Genomic DNA, 17,166 nt, shown 5'->3' with positions numbered 1-17,166 from the left:
TTTCATTGATTTTTATTATTTCTGATCCGTATTTACCAGATAGCTCATTCCATACAATGCAGCAGAACCGGGAAATGCGGCTTCTTCAATGTTCACTTTTCCCCAGGGTGTCCACGCATGCTGTTCTATCTTTTGTCTGATGTAAGGAATGATATGGGAACTGCTCGCCATAATGCCGCCTGTAAGCACCAATATTTCTGGATCGTAAGCGTGAATAAGATTGATGGCACAAGCAGACCACGCCTGCAGACTCTGATCACGGATTTCTTCTGCCACGGAATCTCCTTCTTCTGCCCATTTAAAGACGGCTTCATAATCTATAGAAGATAGGGAAGCCATTTTACTGTCTAAAAAACTGTTATTGTCTTTTGCAATTGATGTAAGTTTCCATGTGGAGGCTTCGGTTTCCACACAGCCTTTATTCCCGCAATTACAGATTTCACCTTTATAATTGATCACAAAATGTCCGCCCAAAATGCCTGCTGTAAAATGTTTTCCTCTCAGAAGCTTTCCTTCCATTACCGCAGCACTTCCTACTCCGGTTCCAAGGCTCATTAAAACAGCATTATCATAATTTTTTGCTTTTCCGTATTTCCATTCTCCCAGTAAGGCTGCACGGGCGTCATTTTCTATAGTAAAAGGAAGATTAAATGCCTGTCTGCACCACTTCTGCAAATCAATTCCGGGGGCATCACCAAATTTTTTGTCGATAGAAAGGACTTTCTTTTCATGACTGTCGATGATACCCGGTGAAGCTATTCCCAGTCCGGCAATATCTTCACAAGAAAGCTCCTGCTGATTCAGTAAATCTCTGACTGCTTTTTCTATGTAAGGAAGTTTATTTTTCAACCCATTCCCGGAATCTGCACTGATGGAGGATGAAGCCAGAATGGTACTGTCTTTCACAATTCCGATTTTAATCCGGGTTCCTCCCATGTCTATGGCAATAACTGGTTTTGACATTGTTTTTATTTCAGTGATCATTACATTATAGAACCGCTTTTATTTCCACGACATCCATTCCGGCCACATTTAATTTTGTGTCAGGTGAGATGGTTTTTCCGGTCTTCATATCGATAAGGCTTTTAGGTTTAAGCTTCTCCCAGATAAAAGTGTTGATCTGCTCTTTTTCGTCAGGATTATAAAGCCTGATCAGCAAGCTCTTATCCTCCTGCGGGGTAATGGTAGTGACAACAATTTTATCATTGCTCATCTTAAACAGGCTTCCACCTGATACTTTTTCGTTGGTTTGAACCGCTATGAGAGGCTGTGTAAACGCCGCTGCCGATTTTTCGTTCTCTACAGCATTAAACCCTTCATGAGGACGGAGTGCATAGTGATAATGCACAGGCCCTTCCTGATCCGCTTTGTAATTGGTATGCCAGTAATTGTTCATCGCATAGCTGAACCAGTTCGTGGTGCCCGGAGTTCCTTTATCTTTCCATTTTTTGTGGCTGTTATCAATGGTCATTCTTTCGTCTATCATGGCTGAAGCTTCCGTTAACGGAGTTTCAATCATCATCCACTGTATTCCTTTTTTCTCCGAAGAAGCATCCAGCCAGCGGCGGCTGTACCAGTAATCCATATTGGATCCGGGCAGCTGATCGGTTAAATATTTCATAATCCCATAACCGGCGTCTGCGGTTATATTTTTAAATTCAGTATTAAAAGGAAATCCAAAATGAACGGATTCTTTGGTTCGTACAGGAGTTTTGTCGATAATATTTTCCAGTAAAACTTCATCACTTCCGGCAAACAGAGTGATAATCCTTTCCAATTTGCGGGCACCCGGTGCTTCTGACACCAGTGAAACTTTAACCATGACAGGTCCATTCTCCAATACTTTGACTTTAACATTTGAACTGGAAACTGCTTCTTCCGGATTAGAGCCCGGTACGTACCAATAGCTGTTCAATCCCTGATTATTAAAATTTCCGGCATGATTCACGGCACTGTTATCCGTAAAACGGGTAATGCTTCCTGTCTTTGCATCCCAGCCCACAGTCACTTTTCCATTGGATATCTGAGAATCTGATACGGTGAAAGGACTTGCTGGTTTTGTTTTGTCCTTAATAACGGTATATAAAGCAGAACCCAGTGGAGGGATATTTACCGCAGTGAATGCAGCCTTGCCGTCTCCAAGTTTCTGTACCGGAATTGTATTCCCTTTTGAGTCCTTAACGGCGTTTCCATCTGCCATATCAGAGATGATCACCGTTCCGCTGCGTACCCATGAGGAAGTATTAAATACTGTAATGTTCTTTGATGGGGAAGCTGTGAGTGGTTTCAGTAAATCTTCTTCTAAAGTATTCGCCATAGTATTTCCGTCCAGCGAAAACTGTTTCTTTACTTTCCACTGATCGGTTACGAACGGAAGATCCGGCGCTGTAATGCTGTTGAACGCTCCCCAGGTATGCTCATGGAAAAGAATCACGTTTCTCCAGGCATCATAAAACTTCTGATTGCTATACAAACCTGGATTAATCATCGAATAAAGGGTTGTCAGCTGCTGTAGCTTCAAACTGCTGTTTCTGTTGATCCCTTCTTCTTTTGCTGTAGACATGGCTCCGTCTTCCCAGTAAGGGCTGATATCACCTTTTACTACAGGGATCTTATCGCCATATTTTTTTTCGAATATTTCAAACATCTTTTCATTGATACTCAGTACTATTTTTGGAGATGCATATTTTTTGTTCCATTCGTCTACAAATTTTGAGACGGATGTATCAATGGGACCGTTATCTGCCACGATGTTGTAGCGCCATTGCACCATCTCATAGGGATAATTGGTTCTGGTAAGATCATCCAGATATTCTGCAATTTTTCTCTGTCCGCTTTCAAAAACATCCCCCGGATGAACGCCATGCCATGAAGAATATCCTCTTCCGGCTGTCCAGAACAGTATTTTATCTTTCCCGGACGGTGACTGCCACCATACCGGACGGTCGCCCCAGTTTTTCACGAAATGTCCTACGCGGTCACCTAAATAAGGATTGCTTTTCCCCAGATAATTCGGTCCGCTGGAAAAATATTTTACCCCGGAAGAACGTAATGCAGGAACTAAAGACCATGCAAAACCCGGAACATCAGACATCATTGCACTTTTAATGGATAAACCGTATTCTTTCTCCAATTTCTGAGCATATTCAGTGTAATGGAAGAGTTCTTCGGGCTGGCTTATTCCTGTTAAAATATTAGCGTACATGGCGGAAAGACCGATGCTTCCTTCCTTTACGGCTTTTACAAAAGCTTTTATATCTTCAGGTGTTGCCTTCTGCATAAAATTTTCCACATCCCAAAGTGCTTCCACATTCCATTTGAAACGAGCTTCCTCAGGCAGATGGCGCGTTTCTTCTATCATTTTAAGCGCATCATAGATATTTTTGGTATGAATTTTTTCCACTTCCGCCTGCAGATGCGAATATCCTACATCCGTATGCGAGTGATGCACAAAATACAGCGTCCGGGGTACTACATGTTCTAAGGGAAATGTTTTATGATAAAGCTCTTTTCCATCTGAAGACACATTGATTACCACAGAATTCTCTTTTGCTGAAACCGGAATTTCAAAGCTTTTCACACCATCAGGCACGGTAAAAGAAAACGTTTCCTTATTGCTAACCTTAGCCGTTATCTTCTGATCTTTTCCAAAGTGGAGCGTAGTAAGAGAAACCACCCTTTTTCCATCTTTCAGGATAAAAGGTGTGAGCACGGCATCCATTTTCTCCTGAAAAGTAAATTTGTAGGTCATAAACCAATCCCTGCTGTTTTGGGCCTGTCCTGTAAGTTTTAAACGGAGAGGTTTTCCGGGTGTTAATTTCTTAACGGGGACCCGCAGATAAGCAATTCCGTAAGAATCTTTTAAGCCATCTGTTTTGGTCTGATGAAATACAAAAGCGGTGCTGTCTGCTGCCTTTGAGATCCAGTCAGGGTTTTTATTGCCCGGCTGTGTGGTCAGTGTCAGCGCTTTCTGATCATTGATGGAAAGATCGAAACGACGCTCTCCTCCGCTGGTTCCGGAAGAATGAGATACCAGCCAGCTGAAATAAACATATGGACCGGATATTTTTGCAGGGACAAGATCCGTTTCCCATTCAATGGTTTTGGCACCATCTGTAGTCCGGGTAAGCAATGCCTGGGTAGCATGTTCCGGAAATGCAGAAAAATAGCTGATATTTTCGCCGCTGATTTCACGGGCATAGCCACTCACAGACTCTATTTTACCAAAAAATGGAACTTTTTTCTGACCATACACTTTCTGACCGGACAGTATAAAAAACAGTAACACAATGAAATACCGATTACCCATAGTTTTGTATTTAAAATTTTATGTAAGAATGTTTGAACATATATAATTATAAAAAAGATCTTAACTGTCAGATGACTTTGCAATTTCAATGGTATACGTGAATTTATCTGATCTGTAGTAGCCAATATTATATTCTACCGGCTTTCCATTGATATCATACACAAAACGCTCCCGTTTCAATACCGGAAATGCAGCCGGTACTTTGAGTTTTTTACCCAGTACTGTTCCCGCCTGGCAGGCACTGATATTTTCCCTTGACTGGTGCACCACTACTCCATAGCTTTCCTGCAGCATGGTATACAGAGGTGTATTAAAATCATCATCTTTATCCAGAGCTATTCTCGGATGAAAATAGCTTTCGAAATAAACGATGGGTTCATCAGCATTCTCCCCTTTTAATTTGGAGAGTTTGAATATTTTTTTGTCCGGAGAGCAGTTAAAAAAATTACAAATCGTTTCATTTGAATTCACCAGCTCAGTTTTAAGAAGCAGATTAATGACCTCAATTCCTTTTTCCTGCATTTCTCTTGTAAAACTGTACCAATGGTCCAGACCTGTTACCAGACTTTTCTTTTCCGCGGCTCGGGTGCCAATTCCTTTTTTTCTTACAATGAGGCCTTCATGTTCCAGTTTATTGGTTGCCTGCCGGATTGTATTTCTTGAAACACCCCAAAGATTGGCCAGATCAACTTCCTTGGGAAGCAAAGCTCCTTTACTGTAAGGTTCTACTTTGATGAGCTTACGAAAAAGCTCTTCAACCTGTACATGTAATGGCAGCTTACTTTTATGATCAATGGTAAAATCCTTTGTTGGTATGTTCATACATATAATATTATGGCAAATGTAATTATTTTTTCTTTTGGAAAACTAAAAAATAAAAAAAAGTTTATATCCATATAAATATCGAAAAACAGAAACTCTGAATGTTCAAAAATAAAATAATCCCACTACGAAAGTCTGTCTGCATTTTTATATGCTCAAAAGACTAGTTGTAATGGGATTATTGGGTGTTAAAATATTCTTTACAGACTTAAAAACTCTTCCAGAGAAAGTGTTTTCTGCTCTCCGGCTTCAAGATCTTTAAAAGTTACTGTTCCGTTTTTTATTTCTTCTTCTCCTAAGAAAACAAGGTTTTTAATCCCTTTCTTTTCTGCATAGGTAAATTGCTTGTTGATTTTTGCATTTTCAGGATAAAGCTCCGCAGAAACTCCTTTTGCTCTCAACTGCATGATCAGTTTTAAAGCATCTACAATTCCTTCTCCTCCAAAATTTGCGAATAAATATTCAGTCTTCGATGAAGCTTCTTCAGGGAAAAGATTAAGCTCTTCCATCACGAGATAAACCCTGTCTAAACCAAATGAAATCCCGATTCCCGGAATATTTTTCACCCCGAAAACTTCTGTAAGGTTATCATATCTTCCGCCGCCGCCGATAGAGCCCATGGCCACCTCATCCGCTTTCACTTCAAAAATAGCTCCGGTATAGTAATCTAAACCTCTGGCCAAAGTGATATTAAACACAAGATTCTGCATATCTACCCCCAGATTCAGAGATTGGGTAAGAACAAATTCCAGTTCTTCCACTCCTTTCAGGCCAATTTCGCTGTCTGCAAATTTTTCTTTAAGCTGAAGAAGGTTTTCCAGTGCGTCATCCGACTGATTGAACAGGAACTCTAATTTATCAATAGATTCCTGAAAAATCTCTCTTTCCAATAACTCCTTCACAACACCGTCTTTCCCGATTTTATCCAGTTTATCCAAAGCCACCGTAAAGTCGATCAGCTTGTCTGTGATACCCGCATATTCTGCCAGACCGGAAAGAATTTTCCTGTTGTTCATATGAATGGTAACAGGAATTCCAAGATCTGAGAACGACTTCAGATACAGCTGAACCAGATCCACTTCCTGCAATAGGCTTTCACTTCCTACCACATCCGCATCACACTGGTAAAATTCTCTGAATCTTCCTTTCTGAGGACGGTCCGCCCTCCATACCGGCTGAATCTGGTAACGCTTGTAAGGAAAAGTCAGTTTCCCATGATTCATCGCTACAAATCTTGCAAAAGGTACAGTAAGGTCATAACGAAGGGCTTTATCTGAAATCTGAGAAATAAGTTTCTGATGGTTTTTATTATCCCAGTCTTCCTGATTTACTTTAGAAGCGTATTCTCCCGAATTCAAGATCTTAAAGATCAAACGGTCCCCTTCTTCTCCGTACTTCCCTGTCAATGTGGAAAGATTTTCAAAGCTTGGTGTTTCCAATGGCTGAAACCCGAATAATTCGAAATTATTCTGTAAAATATTAATGATATATTTTCTTCTGGAAACTTCCTGTGCTGTAAAATCTCTCGTTCCTTTTGCTAAACTTGGCTTCATTTTATAAGCGATAATTGATGATTGATAATGATATTGATTGCAAAAATAAGCAATTGAAAGGACTTTTCCGAAAGATAAAAGCTGAAGAAGCAATCTTCTCCAGCTTTCGATGCATTGTGATTGTTTAATCCAAAAAATCAGACACTTTCAAGGATCTCCAGGATCTCTTCGCCATAATTTTCAATCTTATGTTTCCCGAAACCTTTGATATCCAGCAGTTCTTCTTTTTTCACGGGCTTGTACTTGGCTACAGACATGAGTTCTTTATTGCTCGCAATGAAATAAGTGGGGAGATTCTGTTCCTTCGCTTTCTCGGACCTCCAGTATTTCAGGGCATTTAAAATTTTCTCTTCATCGGAGTTTAAAGTATCATTATCTGCAGAGTATTTTACAGCCTTTGGTTCTTTCACCGTATTTTTAAGAGTCTTCAGTTCTTCAAAATACAGGATTACGGACCAATAACGTTCATCATTTACAAAAGCGGTTTCCACTTTTATAATTTCGTTTACTTCCAGGAAATCATCAAGCATTTTCTGATCTTTATAGAGAAATTCTTCAGGAAGTCTGATTTTAAAAACTTTTACTTTCATCATGTGCGTTTTTAGATTTATTTACCTCCTAAAAGCAGGATCTCCTCGATTCTGATTTCTGTAATATACCTTTTCACGCCATCCTTATCATCATACGATCTGTAAGTAAGCTTTCCTTCAACGGCTATTTCCTTTCCTTTGGGTACATATTTCTGAAGGATCTCAGCTGTTTTCCCAAAAGCAATAAGGTTGTGCCATTGTGTTTCTTCTACTTTTTCGCCTTTGGCATTGGTGTAATGATCGCTGGTGGCTAAAGACACACTCGCTTTCAGACTTCCGCTTTCGAAGTTGATGGTTTCTACTTCTTTTCCTGTGTAACCAATTAATGTTACTTTGTTTCTTAGTGACATAGCTTTAAAATTTTTAAGATTAATAATTCAGATAAGAGACGTTCACTGTCTTTCTCAAATCTCTGTTGCAAAGATTGTTACACCACAGCAGCTTAGTCGGTAAGAAATTATTTAAAATCGTTTGTAGTCGTTTGTAAATGACTATTTGAATTAAGAAAAAAATATAAAAAATATATTTATCCTGACTTTAAATTGAAAATTTAATGCAGCAAAAGCATGTGATAAAATAAATTTCATCACTGTCTTAAAAACATTGAAAACCCTTTTATTATAGACGTATTTTTTTCTGCAATAAGTTAATTTTTTTTTGCAAATTTGTAAAAATGTCTGATATGCAAAAAGAAAAATTACGCACGGCAAGAAAGAGAAAAGGCTACACCCAGCAGGAGATTGCGGATGTTATCGCAACGGATGTTTCTAATTACAGCAGAAAAGAAAGCGGCAATGTGAGAATCATTCATGCCGAATGGGAGAAAATAGCCCGGTTTCTGGAGGTACCGGTGGAGGAAATTTATGAAGAAGACGAAACTACCATTGTCATAGAAAATCCTGTATTTAACGACAGTCCGGGAGCTAATCTCGGGAGCAATACTGGTAACGTTACAAATATCAGCAACGAATTAAGCATAGAAATTATTAAAACTATGCAGGAATATATTGGTCTGTTGAAAGAAGAAATCAGCAAATTGAAAAAATAACGGGTTGAAATAAATGTTTTTTGACTTTAAAATATAAAAGCGTTCCGGATTGGAGCGCTTTTTTTCGTGAGATGTTCCAACAAAGCAGAAAAACAAGCAAAAAACCTATGTTTTTATAGTTGGAATACGCGAAGACGCAAGCTTTATGATAAAAATATGTTATAAGGCGCAAAGATTTTATCTCCGATAAAATTGAGTACTGCTGTCATTCCGAGGAGCAAAGCGACGAAGCAATCTCAACCATTCTACTTGCTGAAAATCTTAGATTTTCTTGCGTCTTAAATATTCACAAAGCATAAAAAAACCTTGCGCCATTGCGATTGCCCAACAAAACAAAAAAACAGGTAAAAACTTATGTTTTTATAGTTGGAATAAAGCAAGGGGGCATTCCTCTAACTGAGAATTTTTGATTTTCTTAAGCCCCAAGAACACAAATAATTTAATTTTTTTGATAAGTCACAAAAAAGACCGCCTCACTTTTGAGACGGCCTCTTATTATTCTTAAACTGGCTTTTAATCCCTACACTCCCAGTTCCAACTGATTCTTTACTAAATTGAAATACTCGGTTTTATGGTTTACCAGCTGCTGGTGGCTTCCTTTTTCAATGATTTCACCATTTTTTAAAACCAGAATCTGATCAGCATTTTTCACTGTGGACAAGCGGTGTGCAATGATGATCACGGTTTTTCCTTTAAAAAACTCCTGCAAATTGTTATGGATTATTTTTTCGTTTTCAGCATCCAAAGCAGATGTAGCTTCATCGAAAAAGATGTAGTGAGGATCTTTGTATACAGCTCTGGCAATAAGAATCCGCTGTTTCTGGCCGCCGGATATCCCGTTGCCTGAAGCTCCGATCTTGGTATTGAATTTCAAAGGCAGAGACTCTACAAATTCGTCTATATTAGCTGTTCTGGCAGCCTGCATCAGCCTGTCCTGGTCGCCCTCTTTATGTCCTGTAATGATATTTCTTTCGATGGTATCTGAAAAAATATAGCCGTCCTGCATCACTACCCCACATCCGCTTCTTAAGTTTTTTGGGGAAATGGCTCCAATGTCTATTCCGTCATAAGAAATGGTTCCTACGGTAGGTTCGTAAAACTTCAGTAGCAGCTTCATCAGCGTGGTTTTCCCGCTTCCGCTGGTTCCTACGATGGCGGTTATTTTTCCTTCCGGGATCAGCAGATTGATATTTTTCAGTACGTAAGGGGATTTGCTGCCTCCGTACTGGAAGCTTACATTCTCAAACCGGATTCCTTTCGAATGCTGCTGGTTTTCTAGTTTTTCAGGAAACAGATCAATCTGATCCGGACTTTCTTCAGCGGGATAGCTCTGTACTTCATTCAATCTCTCCAGACTTAGTTTTGCGTCTTGCAGGGAACGGAAAAAGCTGATCAGCTGATTGACGGGAGAGTTCATCTGCCCGATGATATAAGAGACACTCAACAGCCCTCCCAGCGTCATTTTATCATTTACAACAAGTGTAGCTGCTAAAAAGGTCACCAGAATGTTTTTCAGCTGGTTCATAAATTCAAAGCCGGAAAGCTGAATCTGGTTCAACTTTAATATTTTGATATTGACTTTAAATAATTTTTGCTGTACTTCTTCCCATTGGCTGCGCTTGAAATCCTCAAACTGATTGAGCTTCATTTCGGTAACGCCTTTTATGATCTCAAATACAGATTCCTGATTTTCTGCCCGCTGCTGAAAACGGAGATAATCCAGAATTTTCCTTTTTCTAAGCCAGTAGAAAGACCAGCCGATGGAGAGAACAGTCAGGATAAGATAGACCATCAAAATCGTATAGTCATAATACAGCAGGACTCCGAAAAAAACAGAGAAATTAATAATTGAGAAAAAGGTAAGAAGACTGTGGGAGGTCAGGAACTCCTCTATTCTTTCGTTATCCTGAATTCTCTGGTTAAAATCTCCCATTTTTTTGGTATCAAAAAACCTGATAGGAAGCTGAAGCATTTTCTTCAAAAATTCTGAAATAATGGTGATACTCAGCTTTGTCCCTATAAAAAGCATAAGCCAGTTTCTGAAGACCTCTATGGTAATGGAACCCAGAAAGAGTCCCAACTGGGAAAGAAGAATCAGTGCAATGAGGTTTAAATTTTTAGCACTTACGCCTTTATCAATCAGGGCCTGCGTTAAAAAAGGAAAAACCAGTGTAATGGCACTTCCTGCCAGTAAAAGCAGAAACATGAGTACCAGCTGGCCTTTGTACGGGGTAAGGTATTTCAGGATATAGCTCAGGGTAATCTTTTTTTCCTGAGGAACTTCCATGGCAAAAAACTCCTCTGAAGGTTTTAATATTAAGGCAATTCCCATATTCTCGCTGGAAATCCAGTATTTTTTGAATTCCTGTTCTTTTATGGAAATCAGGCCATGAGCGGGATCTGCAATCTGAAAAGTGTATTCTGAGGACATGAATTTCTTTGTTACTTTTTTTAGAACAACAAAGTGATTCTTCCCCCAATGCAGTATACAGGGCAGTGAATTCGGAGAGCTGATCAGCTTTTCCACCGTTAGTTTTACCGGAAGGGTTTCAAAGCCTATTTTTTTTGAAGCCTCTACGATCCCGAACATAGATACGCCTTCTTTGGTAATGAAAGAATGATCACGCAGGTACTGCAGGCTGTAATTTTTTCCGTAATTACTGGCTATCATTGCAAGACATGCCGGCCCGCAATCCATCTGATCATGCTGAATAATAATTTTCATATACGTTATACTTTGAAAACATTTTTAATAAGAAGCGTACGCACGGACTGATTAAAATGCAGTTTATTTTCAATAAAATTAACTATTTCCCGGGTAAGATCAGGGTGATCACCAGCCAGTTTATAAAGATCGAGAAGCAGCGAGATTTTCAGAATATCATAAAACTGATTGTAGGGCTGCTGGAAGTAATACAGCAAGCCATCAAAATAATCTTTATAATTTGAATTCCGGAGCTGCTTATTGATATAAATCCAGTTATAGATGATCTGCCTGTCCGGCGTATTCACCTCAAAATCGAGATCAGAATACCAGTCGTCCGGAAGAAATTCTCTGCTGTTGATATTGAACCTGATCATATCTTCGGTAATCATTGTGAAAAGCTCATATGCATAGGTTTCCCGTATTACCGGAACTTTCTCCCAATACTGATTATGGCTGAAAATATTCCCGAAAAGGTTTTGATTCGTTCCATTCAACAGATAATTGATCAGATTGAATATAAGCTCATATCCCAGTTCTGCCTGCTGATCTCTGAAATAGATCCTTGAAATATTTTTATTCTGTTCAAAGCATCTTAAATTTAAAGTATAAATGCCCTGCTGCACGAGATAATCATTCAGAACCAGACATTCCAGCGTAAATGTGATGGCTTTGGGAAAGTCTTTTATTTTGTAGTAATACAATGATTTTACAGACAATGCTCCCTGCTTTGCATACATATACATATTTCCGGAGAAGCTGTCTTCAATTTCTTTTTCAAGCCTCAGATAATCTTTCAGAGACTGTTCAAGATCAGTTTCCCTGAGAAGATCGGTAACGACTTTCCCCAGCTCGCGGTCGATACGGTCTACAGCTTCAAATTCGCTTTCAGTGATTTTACATATTTCAAAAACTTCTTTCTTCTGCAAAATCTTGATAAGTTTCCCGGTATCATATTCAAATGTAGAATTGACCAGTGAATCCGGAAAATCAGGTATAGCAGTTATAAAATCTTTAAGCTCTTTATGATATGTTGTTATTTGTTTTTCCATCTTTTTAAGCAATAAAAGTTAAGTCCGCCGGTGAAGGAAGACTGTCCTCCTCAAAATACATTAAGGTAACGCCAATTCCTATGAGTCCCCAACCAAAAGAGATCTGCCACAGGACGTTATCTTCCACAATACGGCTTTTAAATCCTGCAAAATCATTGGTGTGCACGGCATACGTCAAAATCTGATCATTCCAGTACTCTGCTCTTTCGGCAAACCTGTTATCACCGGATATTTTAGCCAGTTTATCAAATGTCACCGCAAGTCCCGCAGCTCCATAAAATACGCCTCCGTCCAGGGTAAGATTGTCTTCTTTGGTCCTGAGGAGGCAGTCATCAAGGATCCTATGGGCAAAATCTCCAACCGCCTGATCCTCCAAGACCTGCGAAGCTCTCAGCAAGGCATATCCTACGCCCAGATCCCCGTAGCAAAGGGAAAACTGCATCGGCTCAACCTTATCTCCGATCATATTGGGGAATAATCCTTTATATTCCGATTCTCTGTATTGTTTGGTAAGAAATGCAATGGCTTTTCTCATGATTTCTTCGCATAATACGGTTTCCAATCCTGCTTCGTATAGGGAAGCCAGAAATGAAATGATAAGGGCCGAACCGTGTGAAATCCCCAGGTACACTCTGTTGTGCAGAGAAGGACATTCCCAGTAATAATCTCCTGCTTCATCTTTAAACGCTGCTTCATCAATACTATGAATAAGAAACGACAGATATTCCTGAACTTCCGCCCCGCTTTTCAAACGGGCCAAATAATAATATCCTGCTGCCAAAGCTCCTGTTCCTGAGTCAAAATCCTTATTATTAATCTTGCTTTTCATCAGGCCAAAGAGGATCTGATCAAGATTCAGCAGATAATCTTCACTGGAAACGGAAAGCAAACCGTTTTTTTCGCAGAATATCAGGTATCTTCCGATATGAGACAGGTGCGCATCCAGCGAGTCTGTGCCATGTACCCTCTGGAATGTTTTCGGATTAAATGCCGCCAGCCCTTTGTTGAGATATTCCTCCGCAGTGGCTATGCAGGAACTGTCATTGGTATACTTTGATAAATACAAATAATAGAGAGAATACCCAAGCAGCCCCGTTTCATAGGAAGCATTATTTAATATCGGCTCACCGGAATATTTCTCAATGCACTGTGTAATGGTATCAATCAGTTGTCTATGTTTAATTTTATCTTGTATCATATGGGAATATTGTTTTTGGCTTTGGCTATTTCCGACTCATAAAACTTCTTTAAAAAATAGTAGATCACCAGCTCATGTCTTCTCTGATTGACCATGAACAGGCGGTTTAAAGTCATATGAATATAGCTCATCAGCAAATGGTCTTTCATCTCCTGAGACAGATCCGGATAAGCGGACAGTTCAGCGGAAATGCTTTCACTTCTTTTATTAAAGCATTCGTAGGCTTCGGCATACTGGGAAGTTTCATTTTCATGAATAATATCCGATATTTCTTTTTTAAGGTTCCGGTGCCTGCTGCTCAGCGTCCTTGAAATCGCAACATAATTTTCAGAGTTATTGAAGCTGAATTCATTGGTGAAATTTTCAGATAAAGTGGCAATAACCCTCATTTTATCCTTTACGGAATATTTAAAATCATCCAGCAGCCTGTCTACATCAACAAGAGCGAACTTCCATCTCAGCCTTTCGCCTTCATTACCGTGAATCAGGTTCAAAAAATCTGAAACCGCAACACTGTCATAGAAAAAAATACGCTCGCTTAATTCCATGGTTTGAGATCCATATCTTTCTATTTCTCTCACATAAGTATCCGCTACAATCCTTACAGCCTGCTCTTCTTCTATAAAATGATGAACAGCCTGCTGCAGATTCTCCAGTATCCGGTACCATTCTTCTGTTTTATGATCGGGATCAAAACAGTGAAACCTTACCCTGATATGATGCTCAGAATCATTATATTTGATGAAGAACCACTGGTCAATGATATTTTCTTTCACCAGTCCGGAGGCGAAATCTGCAATAACTTCTGTCAGGAGGTCTTCAATATTTTTACTACCAGAATATATTTTCAGATACAGCCATTCACTGCCGGGAGAAAATACTCTTTTTACTGCTGCTGGGGCAATATTTCTTATCTGTGAAGAATACACCTGTTTTTTGCTGCCCATGGGAATAACGATCTCGTTCGCAAAGCTTTTTCCGCCTTCTTTGATAAAACAATTTTCACGGGTATGAATGTTTTCGTACAGAATGATATTCTTCATACTGATTTCTTTCAGGAAAACAGCCTGGCTGACTTTATTGTCCAGATCCAAAAGAAGTTCATTATCTCCTGAAGATAAAACCACATATTGAGGAAGGCTATATTTTTTTCTGAGATCTGCCACGGTCTTTTCGGCTGCAGATTCTTCCTTATAATTTACTTTTTCCTTTTTCAGGAGCCACCGGGCGCGGCTTACAATCATTTTTTTATATTCAATTCTCGGCAGGAACTGTTCTTTTTGATAAATTCCCCAATCCCAGAAAAAGCCCAATCTCATGCTCTGGCTGCCCACATCTGCCAGAAATTTGTATAACGGCTGTGCCAGCGTTGTATTATATGTGTTGGAAAGGCAGGGAATAATCTGTTTATTCAGTTTTTTTGATCTTAGAATTACTTTTCCGTTTCGGACAGACACCATAAGATCATTGGCATCAATCTGATGTTCTTTACTGAGTTTTGAATTGGACAGAAAAGGGATTTCGTAATCACGGATCGTTGGATACAACGTAATATTGGCATAGTTGTCATCCGGTATGGTAAGCACTTCTGCCAGAATCACATCAGGATTCATCTTCTGTTCGTGTTCTGCAATTTTGCCGGCCTGGCTTTTAAGATCGGCATTGCCATGGGTAAATCTGGTCAGTAATCTGGCTGCAAACGGAGCATGACACTGAATAGGGAAAAACTGATAATCCCCGTTGTCCAGCGCTTCTGCAGATCCGGACAGGATTCTTCCGAAAATATAGGCACTTGGCGGCAGTTCTCCCTTTGAAGCCGATTTTTGCTTTTGTGACAGATAATTTTTAACATCTTCATCAGCATTGATGGTCATTTCCTCGGTTTTACAGTATTGCTTAAACAATTTTTCTCTGAGTACTTCAAAACCTCCGTAACTAATTCTCTGTTCACTGTCCGGATCAGCCATTACAGGAATTCCATCCAAAAGGGGCATATATTCTGCATTTCCGGTGACTACTTTTTCGTATCCGATGCCGTAATTCGTATCTAAAACCTGGGTCAGAGGAAGCTCTTTTTCCTCATACCTGCCGGCGAATGCAATTGTAAAATGATGCAGTGCCAAAGATGTTTTTTCGGAAAAAAGCTGCATCACCTCATACGAAGTTCTGCTTATTTCCTCTAAAACTTTTTTATTGACATTGTTTTGCTGCATATTATAAAAAAGATCCAGCTTATAGAAATCATTGGATATAATACGGTTTTGAGGGTTATTCTCAATATAATTCCTGAAACCATCAATATCATCTACGGCAGATATATTTCTGATGATGCTGTAAATCTCTTTTAACTCATTGATTTCTTCAAGGTTGATCTTTTTTTGGTCTATGGTATATATTAAATCTTCAATAAAATCCTCTGTAGACACACTTGGAAGAAGTTCACTTACAAGCATCTGAGACCGGATAATATTTTTAATGAAGTTTTGTTTCTGTTCTGAGGTGATGTTCGGATTAGCAATGGCATGTGCCATCTCCTGTACGGTGGCTCCGCTTTCTGCGGATTCCAATATCACTTTTACATACTCACTTAACCTTATGGAAGTAAGATTGGAGGCGATATAGCGGCCGTTATCAAACTGTTCTACAAAAAAAGCTTTGTCTTTTAAGGTATACAGCGTATTGTTTTTATAGTATTTTATGGTATTGATCAGCTCGTGATGAAGAGGATCAATATTGCGGATCAGTTTTGTAAGGCTGTGGATATTGAGCTGACCAACCAGTTTATATTTGTCGGCATCGAATTGTACAGCACTTGGCTGATCTTTTATGGAAACCGAAGAGGTCCCGGAAAAAAGGCCGTATGGCGTTGACCTGTTAGACATTCTTGAAAGATATTTATAGAACGTCATAAAAAAACGCTGGTTAGCGTCCCTGTTGGCAAAATTATTTTCCTTCAGGCTTAAAAAAGTTTCATACAAATCTCTGGAAGCAATATAAATGGCTTCTCTGTAATAGGTATTGGAAAAAACATCATGTAAAACTTTTACCAGTTCCTCATGATCTTCCATATTGAGATTTTTAATCATCTCATTGAATTCCAGAAAGGATTCCATGGGAAGAGAAGGAATTCTTAAGCAGGCATAATCATGTAAAAAATATTCAGTGTGATCCATCAGTAGTATCCAATATTAAAGCGTTTAAAAAAGAGAGGCTGTACCCTAATACAGCCTCTCCTGGTATTATTGAGAAATTCCAGCCTGCGCAGAGCAAGTACTTCCTCCTGAACCGCATCCTGTAGATCCGCCTGAAGTAGTAGTTGTTGTAGTCTGGGTAGCACCGCAAGTACTTCCTCCTGAGCCACATCCTGTAGATGTTCCCGGAGCAGCAGCCTGTCCACCAATAATTTCCTGTAATTGCTTCTCATCAAGTAAAGCAATTGTTTCCTTGTCTAATGACAATGGATCTAATTCGAATTTTTTCATAATAAAAAAGATTTAATGTTTTGCCTACTCTGTTTTGAAGGGTTTTCGGCTTTCCCCTTTTTTTTAAAACTTAACTCAACATTTCAACTTCAGAAATACAAGTGCTTCCTCCTGATCCGCATCCTGTAGATCCGCCTCCGGTTCCACATCCGCTACCTCCTGAACCACATCCTGTAGATGTTCCCGGAGCTGCAGCCTGTCCGCCTACAATTTCCTGTAGCTGCTTCTCATCAAGTAAAGCAATTGTTTCTTTGTCCAAAGACAATGGGTCTAGTTCTAATTTTTTCATAATAAAAAAGATTTAATGTTTGCCTACTCTTTAAAGGCTTTTCGGCATCCTCCTATGTGATTATTCTGATTGAACAGATTGGTAATTTTTAAATATAGCCGGCGTCAATTTGGAAGACG

13 protein-coding genes are annotated in these 17,166 nt (G+C 39.4%); 1 reads left to right on the top strand and 12 read right to left on the bottom strand.

Translation table 11 applies throughout. The features are described from left to right. Positions 1 to 15: 15 nt before the first annotated feature. The 6 genes from JET18_RS08050 to JET18_RS08025 form a co-directional block, all read right to left on the bottom strand. Positions 16 to 963: an ROK family protein gene (locus tag JET18_RS08050; RefSeq protein ID WP_202090095.1), complete on the bottom strand. Its 948-nt coding sequence runs from the start codon at positions 961 to 963 to the stop codon at positions 16 to 18. A gap of 25 nt (positions 964 to 988) precedes the next feature. Next, positions 989 to 4,309 (bottom strand): glycoside hydrolase family 38 N-terminal domain-containing protein, encoded by a 3,321-nt coding sequence (locus JET18_RS08045; RefSeq protein WP_202090094.1) that lies wholly within the window; start codon positions 4,307 to 4,309, stop codon positions 989 to 991. A 60-nt stretch (positions 4,310 to 4,369) separates the two neighbouring features. Then, on the bottom strand, positions 4,370 to 5,131 hold the full coding sequence (locus JET18_RS08040; RefSeq protein WP_202090093.1) for a GntR family transcriptional regulator: 762 nt from the start codon (positions 5,129 to 5,131) through the stop codon (positions 4,370 to 4,372). Between the two features lie 200 nt (positions 5,132 to 5,331). Next, the gene (hisS, locus tag JET18_RS08035) at positions 5,332 to 6,684 is read right to left on the bottom strand and encodes a histidine--tRNA ligase (RefSeq protein ID WP_202090092.1); all 1,353 of its coding nucleotides are present in this window, start codon (positions 6,682 to 6,684) and stop codon (positions 5,332 to 5,334) included. A 137-nt stretch (positions 6,685 to 6,821) separates the two neighbouring features. Beyond that, the gene (locus tag JET18_RS08030; RefSeq protein WP_228728501.1) at positions 6,822 to 7,277 is read right to left on the bottom strand and encodes an HRDC domain-containing protein; all 456 of its coding nucleotides are present in this window, start codon (positions 7,275 to 7,277) and stop codon (positions 6,822 to 6,824) included. A 14-nt stretch (positions 7,278 to 7,291) separates the two neighbouring features. Then, the gene (locus tag JET18_RS08025) at positions 7,292 to 7,624 is read right to left on the bottom strand and encodes a single-stranded DNA-binding protein (RefSeq protein WP_202090091.1); all 333 of its coding nucleotides are present in this window, start codon (positions 7,622 to 7,624) and stop codon (positions 7,292 to 7,294) included. A 332-nt stretch (positions 7,625 to 7,956) separates the two neighbouring features. Here JET18_RS08025 and JET18_RS08020 point away from each other — a divergent pair, with 332 nt between their 5' ends. Further along, positions 7,957 to 8,322: a helix-turn-helix transcriptional regulator gene (locus tag JET18_RS08020; RefSeq protein ID WP_202090090.1), complete on the top strand. Its 366-nt coding sequence runs from the start codon at positions 7,957 to 7,959 to the stop codon at positions 8,320 to 8,322. Between the two features lie 520 nt (positions 8,323 to 8,842). Here JET18_RS08020 and JET18_RS08015 read toward each other — a convergent pair. The 6 genes from JET18_RS08015 to JET18_RS07990 all read right to left on the bottom strand — a co-directional run bounded on the left by JET18_RS08015 (position 8,843) and on the right by JET18_RS07990 (position 17,047). After that, positions 8,843 to 11,047, bottom strand: a complete 2,205-nt coding sequence (locus tag JET18_RS08015; RefSeq protein ID WP_202090089.1) for a peptidase domain-containing ABC transporter — start codon at positions 11,045 to 11,047, stop codon at positions 8,843 to 8,845. A 5-nt stretch (positions 11,048 to 11,052) separates the two neighbouring features. After that, positions 11,053 to 12,078, bottom strand: coding sequence for a hypothetical protein (locus JET18_RS08010; RefSeq protein ID WP_202090088.1), 1,026 nt, complete (start codon positions 12,076 to 12,078; stop codon positions 11,053 to 11,055). Between the two features lie 4 nt (positions 12,079 to 12,082). Beyond that, positions 12,083 to 13,276, bottom strand: a complete 1,194-nt coding sequence (locus JET18_RS08005) for a lanthionine synthetase LanC family protein (protein WP_202090087.1) — start codon at positions 13,274 to 13,276, stop codon at positions 12,083 to 12,085. Beyond that, positions 13,273 to 16,449, bottom strand: coding sequence for a lantibiotic dehydratase (locus tag JET18_RS08000; RefSeq protein WP_202090086.1), 3,177 nt, complete (start codon positions 16,447 to 16,449; stop codon positions 13,273 to 13,275). Before JET18_RS08000 ends, JET18_RS08005 begins: the two co-directional genes overlap by 4 nt. Before the next feature lie 66 nt (positions 16,450 to 16,515). Continuing rightward, positions 16,516 to 16,758, bottom strand: a complete 243-nt coding sequence (locus JET18_RS07995; RefSeq protein WP_202090085.1) for a class I lanthipeptide — start codon at positions 16,756 to 16,758, stop codon at positions 16,516 to 16,518. Between the two features lie 70 nt (positions 16,759 to 16,828). Next, positions 16,829 to 17,047, bottom strand: a complete 219-nt coding sequence (locus tag JET18_RS07990) for a class I lanthipeptide (protein ID WP_202090084.1) — start codon at positions 17,045 to 17,047, stop codon at positions 16,829 to 16,831. Between the last annotated feature and the right edge of the window lie 119 nt (positions 17,048 to 17,166).

It is taken from the genome of Chryseobacterium endalhagicum (assembly GCF_016745235.1).
Taxonomy (GTDB): domain Bacteria; phylum Bacteroidota; class Bacteroidia; order Flavobacteriales; family Weeksellaceae; genus Chryseobacterium; species Chryseobacterium endalhagicum.
This window is presented reverse-complemented; position numbering and strand designations above follow the sequence as displayed.